Source organism: Tateyamaria pelophila (assembly GCF_019966495.1).
Classification (GTDB): domain Bacteria; phylum Pseudomonadota; class Alphaproteobacteria; order Rhodobacterales; family Rhodobacteraceae; genus Tateyamaria; species Tateyamaria pelophila.
Genome location: NZ_JAIMIA010000059.1, coordinates 24,267 through 30,280 on the forward strand (window position 1 = coordinate 24,267; position 6,014 = coordinate 30,280).

Below are 6,014 nucleotides of genomic sequence, written 5' to 3' on the forward strand. Positions count from 1 at the left end.
TCACATCTGCGCCGGGATCAGTTCCCCAGGGCAATTCCTTCGCGGCGTGGATCCGCGCCGCCTTGCAATCCATCGCCAATGGCAATCGCGTGCAGGCCCGAGTTCAAGTCGCGCACATTCACCTCAAACCCCATCGCCTCAAGCGGCCCACCAAGGTCTTCGGCGGACGTCCCCGCTTCCACATCATAGGTCCCAAACCGGTTGACCGCATGGGGCAGATCAATGGCTTCCTGCACATTCATGCTCCAATCGATGTGGGCAATTATGGCTTTCGCAGTGTACCCGATGATGCGACTGCCACCGGGGCTGCCGATGGCGAGAACGGGCGCACCATCCTTGAGCACGATTGTCGGCGACATCGAAGACCGCGGCCGCTTGCCCGGCGCCAGCGCGTTGGCGATCGGGACGCCGTCGCTATGGGTCCGGAAACTGAAATCCGTCAACTCGTTGTTGAGCAGGAAGCCGTTCACCATCAACCGGGATCCAAAGGCGTTTTCAATCGTCGTGGTCATTGAAGCGACGTTGCCGTAGCTGTCGACAATCGAGATATGCGATGTCGATGGCAGTTCGATGCTTTCGTCATCCGCCCACATCATCGCATGATCAAAGGCTGGGTTGCCGGGTGCCACATCGTTCAATGCCGCGTCGCCGCCCAGCACCTCGGCCCGTTCGGCCAGATAGGCCGGGTCCACCAGCCCCTTCGTCGGCATGGGCACAAAATCACTGTCCGCCATGAACCGCCCCCGGTCCGCAAAGGCCAGCCGGGACGCATCGCCAATCAATCGCCAGCTTTCGGGATTTTCGGCCCCCAACGCTGCCAGATCATAGCTGTCGAGGATGCCCAGAATTTGACCGACAGTGAGGGCACCGGAAGAGGGCGGCCCCATTCCGCACACCTCATAGGCCCTGTAGACAACACAGACAGGAGGCCGCTCCCGGATCTGATAGACCGCAAGATCGCGCTCGGACAACACACCGGGGTTGTCACTGAAATCGCGCACAGTGGCGACGATATCCTCGGCAATCTGCCCGGTATAGAAGGCATCGCTCCCGTCCGCGGCGAGTTGATTCAAAACCGCCGCGTATTCAGGGTTCTGCAGGGTCGTGCCTGCGGAAATCGGCGTCCCCCCCGGCAAGAAGTAGTCGGCGGTTGCTCCGTGGCGCGCCAATCGCTCCGCATCGCCTTCTACCAAGTCCGCAAGCCGGGGGGACACGTCGAACCCGTCTTCGGCCAGGCCGATGGCCGCGTCAAACAGTCCCGCCCAAGGCTGGCGGCCCCATTTTTCGTGCATCGCTTCCAGCAGCGCAGGCGTACCGGGCGTTCCGACAGATCGCCCCCCCACGACGGCATCGAAGAACCCCATCGGTTCGCCAGCCTCATCCTGAAAAAGCCGCGGCGTTGCCAATAACGGAGCCGTTTCACGCCCATCGAGCGTCGAGAGCGAAGACGTTTCCGCGTCGTACCAGACCAGAAATGCTCCGCCGCCCAAACCTGACGATTGCGGCTCGACAAGGCCCAGAACGGTCTGGACGGCAACCATCGCGTCCGCGGCCGTCCCCCCTTTGGCCAGGATATCCACCCCCGCCTCAACCGCGAGGGGGTTGGCCGCCGCGACCATGTAGTTACGGGCAGTGACCGGTTGACCAGCCTGCTTGGCGGCCAGCGATGCCGCCACGGCCTCAGATGCCGCGGCCACACTGGCCGACGTCGCGCTTTCAGGTTGCACGGCGTCGGCCGCTTGCTGAGCCAGCGCCGTGCCGACCGTGAGGGAAAAGGCAATCGTCAGAAAAAATCGCATCGGTTTCTCCACTTGGTGCACAAGGCTTTTCTCAAAAGCCTTTGCCGGAAAACGCGCCGTTTTCCGGCTGGTCAAAGCCGGATCAGAGCATGGACGGCACAACCTGATCCGGCGGTCGGTGGCCGTCACTGAACGTCTTGATGTTGATGATCACCTTTTCGCCCATCTCAACCCGGCTTTCGCGCGTGGCCGAGCCCATGTGCGGGAGCAAAACGACGTTCTCCAATTCACGCAGGCGCGGGTTCACCTTGGTGCCTTGCTCGTAGACATCCAGACCCGCCCCGGCGAGGTCGCCTGCACGCAGCATCCGGGTCAGCGCGTTTTCGTCGATCACTTCGCCGCGGGACGTGTTCACGATAACCGCATCCGGCTTCATCAACTTGAGGCGGCGTGCGTTCATCAAATGAAACGTAGACGGCGTGTGCGGACAATTGATACTCAGCACATCCATCCGCGACACCATCTGATCCAGACTGTCCCAGTAGGTCGCGTCCAACTCCTGTTCCGTCTCGGGGCGCAGGCGTCTGCGATTGTGATAGTGCACCTGCATGCCAAAGGCCGCAGCCCGCCGCGCGACCGCCTGTCCGATCCGGCCCATCCCAAGGATACCGAGGCGTCGCCCGCCAACGCGCCCCCCGAGAAAAGCAGTCGGTGCCCATCCCTCCCAATGGCCGGTTTCCATCGCTTTCATCCCTTCGCGGATCCGCCGAGATACCGCGAGAATCAGCGCCATGGTCATATCCGCCGTATCATCCGTCAGAACCCCCGGCGTATTGGAGACCAGAATACCGCGCTGGCGGGCGGTCGCGACGTCGATATTGTCGACACCCGCCCCGTAATTCGCGATCAGTTTCAACCGGTCCCCCGCCTGTCCAATCACCGACGCATCAATCGTATCCGTGATCGTCGGCACCAGCACATCCGCCGTTTTCATGGCGTCCACCAGCTCGTTTCGGGTCATCGGCGCGTCGGTCTCACGCAGGCGCACATCAAAAAGTTCACTCAGCCGTGTTTCCACTTCGGCCGGCAACCGTCGCGTTACGACAACACTCAGACGTTCCTTTGGCATTGTGCCCTCCCCGCGCTTGGCCTGTTCGTTATTTAGGGGCATGGTGGCGGATGTGAGCACGAGGCACAAGAACCTCGGCCACATCAAGAGGCACGAGATGAGCGGAAGTTACCTTGTGATGCGGGCACACGGACGATTTTTGAGTATTTTCCTCGCGCTGGCGCTGGCGATGCCTGTTGCAGCGCGCGACACGGGCCAAGTCACGAATCTGCCTTTGCCCCGATTTGTTTCCCTGAAAGCCAGTGAAGGCAACGTGCGTCGCGGCCCGTCCTTGACCCATCGGATCGACTGGGTCTTTCAACGGCGCGACATGCCGCTGAGAATCACCGCCGAACATGGGCACTGGCGCCGCGTCGAAGATCGCGACGGTCTGGGGGGATGGGTTCACTATTCCCTGCTGTCCGGCACACGCACGGTGATCGTGGAACAAGACATGCTGACCCTGCGCTCCCGGCCTGAACCGAACGCTCCCGTCACTGCGGCCCTTGAGGCAGGCGTTGTCGCCCGTCTGGGGGAATGCGGGCCGGAATGGTGCAAGCTCAATTCAGGTGGATACAAAGGATGGGCCCCAAAGGCCCGCCTCTGGGGCGTCGCCATGGATGAACTGCGCGACTGATCTTTCGGCCTCACGCAATCTGCGCGAAACCGCGTGTTTCGACAACGGAACCGCCCGCAAGAGCCACACAATCTGAACCACTGTCTTGTCAGCACCGGGATCTGCAAATCGTGCGGCGTGCTTAACTCTGTCGGCAAAAGTGCGCGCGTGATCACATGTCTCACGTGGCGGCAATAAACGCCAACGTTGCCTGTGCTAATTCCGGTCCGACATCCTCTTGCAGGAAATGGCCCGCATTGGGCAGAACCTGGTGCGCTTGTCCGGCTGCGCCCGACATCCGTGCCTGAAACAGTTTGTCAACGCCCGCCATCACCTTGTCGTCCGCGCCGAAGATAGTGAGCAAGGGGCAGATCCAGGCCCCGCAACACCTGCCAAGACGCCCGGTTCGGTTCAGATGCCGGATCATCCGGGCGCGTTGGCACAAGCATCGGAAACTGCCGCGCCCCTGCTTTGTAACGCTCATCCGGAAAAGGCGCATTGCAGGCCGCGATGTTCTGATCGGAGAGCCTCCGCGTGGTCGCACCATAAACAATACGACCCGAATTGAACTGTTCCACGGATTGGGAAAAGCCGCGCCATGCTTCAAACGCGGGCCACGGCCCCTCGTCACCCGTTGGGAGCGCCGTATTCGCCGCCACAACACACGCAGTTCGCTCTGGCATCGCAGCAATCAATCGCAGCCCGATCAGCCACGACGTCACCCAGTCGATGTGGTCTTGATAGGTGTAATCGCCCCGTTCTGCCGACTTGTCGGATGTGCCGAAGCCGACAAGGTCAGGTGCCAAAACACGGTGCCCCGCTTTGGCAAAAACGGGGATCATCTTTCGATAAAGATACGACCAAGTAGGTTCGCCATGCAGGCACAGGATGGGGCCGCAACCGACGGGCCTTCGTCGACATGATGCATGCGCAGTGTGCCCCCCTGCCCCATCCGGGATCGTCGTGTAGTACGGTGCAAACTCATAGCCGCACAGATCCGCAAATGCAGCGTCCGGTGTGCGCAGGACTTTCATGGCCCTCTCCTTTTCGATAGGCACGGGGATAACGGGCCGTGACCTCACATCGTCCTCACTCAGATTCAACCAGACAGGAACCTATCCATGCAAGCAATGTCCTACACACGATTTGGCGCAGCTGCCGATGTTCTGGAAATGATAACACTGTCAACGCCCACGCCAAAGCCGGGCGAGGTGCTGGTGGAACTCGCCGTTTCAGGCGTTAATCCCTCGGATGTGAAGGCGCGTTCCGGATCCCGTCCCGGTGTGACCAAACCCGCATTTGACCGGATCATACCGCACAGCGACGGCGCCGGCACGATCGTCGCGGTTGGGGACGGCGTGGCGTCCGATCGGCTCGGCACCCGCGTCTGGATCTGGAACGGGCAATGGCAGCGTGCTTTTGGCACTGCGGCCACGCATATCTGCTTGCCTGCGGATCAGACCGTCGCCTTACCGGAGAGCGTATCCTTCGAGACAGGTGCCAGCCTCGGCATTCCCGGCCTCACCGCCTGCCACGCCGTGTTCGGGGGCGGCGATATCCGCGGGCAAACTCTTCTGGTGCAAGGTGGCGCGGGCACAGTCGGACTGCTGGCCGTACAACTGGCCAAATGGGGGGGAGCGAAGGTGCTCGCGACGACAAGCAAGGGCAGAATGGCAGCGGCACGCGCAGCAGGAGCGGATGTCGTTCTGGACTACACCACGGCGGATTTACCTGCACAGATATTGGCGGCCAATGACGGCAAGTTCATGGATCGCATTGTCGAAGTGGAATTCGGCCTGAACATTGCGACCGACGCGGAGGTGATCGCACCCAATGGAACCATCGCGGCCTATGGATCTGCCCAATCGATGACGCCCGCGTTGAATTTTGGCCCCCTGCTGTTCAAAGCCGCGACCATCGACATCCTGTTGATCTATCTGCTGCCCAAGCTTCAGCGTGACGCTGCCATAACCCGGTTGCACGATGCGCTCGGCCAGGACGCGCTGAACTGTCCGGTCGAGGCTTCATATCCATTGGAACACTGTGCCAAAGCGCACGAAGCGGTTGAGGCTGCGGGTCGCGACGGGGCCATTCTGGTCAATATGCAAGCCTAACCAGAAAAGCACGCCACGCGACCGTACCTCGATCTGCGCAAGGTCCGGTCGTACATGCGGTTTTGAGAAGACCATGCGCGATTGTGCAAATTTTGAGTTGGCGAACCTGTTCGGCAGTGTAAATCAGTTTGTCCGGTTTCAAGGATGCGCCCGATGCGCTTTTTGCTGAATAGGGGCTTGCACGCTCGGCACTCTCGCTCTAATTAGCGCTTCACGTTGGGATGTAGCCAAGTGGTAAGGCAACTGTTTTTGGTACAGTGTACCGTAGGTTCGAATCCTACCATCCCAGCCAAATTATCTCTTTAGTTGCTGTGCCAATGTAGCATAAGCGTGCCAATCTGGCGTCACTTCGTGCATATCCGTGTCAAGGAGTTTTTTCGGAATTTTCTCCACAAATGGATTCTGTGTGCGCTTTTGAGGAGGAAATTCGGCGATTC

At 60.4% G+C, this 6,014-nt stretch carries 6 protein-coding genes and 1 tRNA gene; 3 read left to right on the top strand and 4 right to left on the bottom strand.

The window, feature by feature from the left end; translation table 11 throughout:
- Window positions 1-17 precede the first annotated feature (17 nt).
- Both ggt and LC354_RS16805 read right to left on the bottom strand, forming a co-directional pair.
- The gene (gene ggt / locus LC354_RS16800; RefSeq protein ID WP_223425952.1) at window positions 18-1,799 is read right to left on the bottom strand and encodes a gamma-glutamyltransferase; all 1,782 of its coding nucleotides are present in this window, start codon (window positions 1,797-1,799) and stop codon (window positions 18-20) included.
- A gap of 82 nt (window positions 1,800-1,881) precedes the next feature.
- On the bottom strand, window positions 1,882-2,868 hold the full coding sequence (locus LC354_RS16805) for a 2-hydroxyacid dehydrogenase (RefSeq protein WP_223425954.1): 987 nt from the start codon (window positions 2,866-2,868) through the stop codon (window positions 1,882-1,884).
- A gap of 169 nt (window positions 2,869-3,037) precedes the next feature.
- Between LC354_RS16805 and LC354_RS16810 the strand changes: the two genes are divergently transcribed.
- Window positions 3,038-3,484, top strand: a complete 447-nt coding sequence (locus tag LC354_RS16810; protein WP_223425967.1) for an SH3 domain-containing protein — start codon at window positions 3,038-3,040, stop codon at window positions 3,482-3,484.
- 160 nt (window positions 3,485-3,644) lie between these two features.
- Here LC354_RS16810 and LC354_RS16815 read toward each other — a convergent pair whose 3' ends face one another.
- Together LC354_RS16815 and LC354_RS16820 are read right to left on the bottom strand one after the other, a co-directional pair.
- Window positions 3,645-3,794, bottom strand: coding sequence for a hypothetical protein (locus LC354_RS16815; protein WP_223425955.1), 150 nt, complete (start codon window positions 3,792-3,794; stop codon window positions 3,645-3,647).
- Window positions 3,781-4,497 (bottom strand): alpha/beta fold hydrolase, encoded by a 717-nt coding sequence (locus tag LC354_RS16820; RefSeq protein WP_223425961.1) that lies wholly within the window; start codon window positions 4,495-4,497, stop codon window positions 3,781-3,783. The genes LC354_RS16815 and LC354_RS16820 overlap by 14 nt, the downstream gene beginning before the upstream one ends.
- Window positions 4,498-4,584: 87 nt before the next feature.
- Between LC354_RS16820 and LC354_RS16825 the strand changes: the two genes are divergently transcribed.
- Together LC354_RS16825 and LC354_RS16830 are read left to right on the top strand one after the other, a co-directional pair.
- Window positions 4,585-5,577 (top strand): NADPH:quinone reductase, encoded by a 993-nt coding sequence (locus LC354_RS16825; protein ID WP_223425963.1) that lies wholly within the window; start codon window positions 4,585-4,587, stop codon window positions 5,575-5,577.
- A 217-nt stretch (window positions 5,578-5,794) separates the two neighbouring features.
- Window positions 5,795-5,869: transfer RNA gene (locus LC354_RS16830), tRNA-Gln, on the top strand.
- Window positions 5,870-6,014 lie beyond the last annotated feature (145 nt).

What these genes read in the sequence shown, in the direction of transcription:
- ggt (WP_223425952.1), bottom strand. Translation starts at nt 1,799, where the DNA reads ATGCGATTTTTTCTGACGATTGCCTTTTCCCTCACGGTCGGCACGGCG.
- LC354_RS16805 (WP_223425954.1), bottom strand. Translation starts at nt 2,868, where the DNA reads ATGCCAAAGGAACGTCTGAGTGTTGTCGTAACGCGACGGTTGCCGGCC.
- LC354_RS16810 (WP_223425967.1), top strand. Translation starts at nt 3,038, where the DNA reads ATGCCTGTTGCAGCGCGCGACACGGGCCAAGTCACGAATCTGCCTTTG.
- LC354_RS16815 (WP_223425955.1), bottom strand. Translation starts at nt 3,794, where the DNA reads ATGGCGGGCGTTGACAAACTGTTTCAGGCACGGATGTCGGGCGCAGCC.
- LC354_RS16820 (WP_223425961.1), bottom strand. Translation starts at nt 4,497, where the DNA reads ATGAAAGTCCTGCGCACACCGGACGCTGCATTTGCGGATCTGTGCGGC.
- LC354_RS16825 (WP_223425963.1), top strand. Translation starts at nt 4,585, where the DNA reads ATGCAAGCAATGTCCTACACACGATTTGGCGCAGCTGCCGATGTTCTG.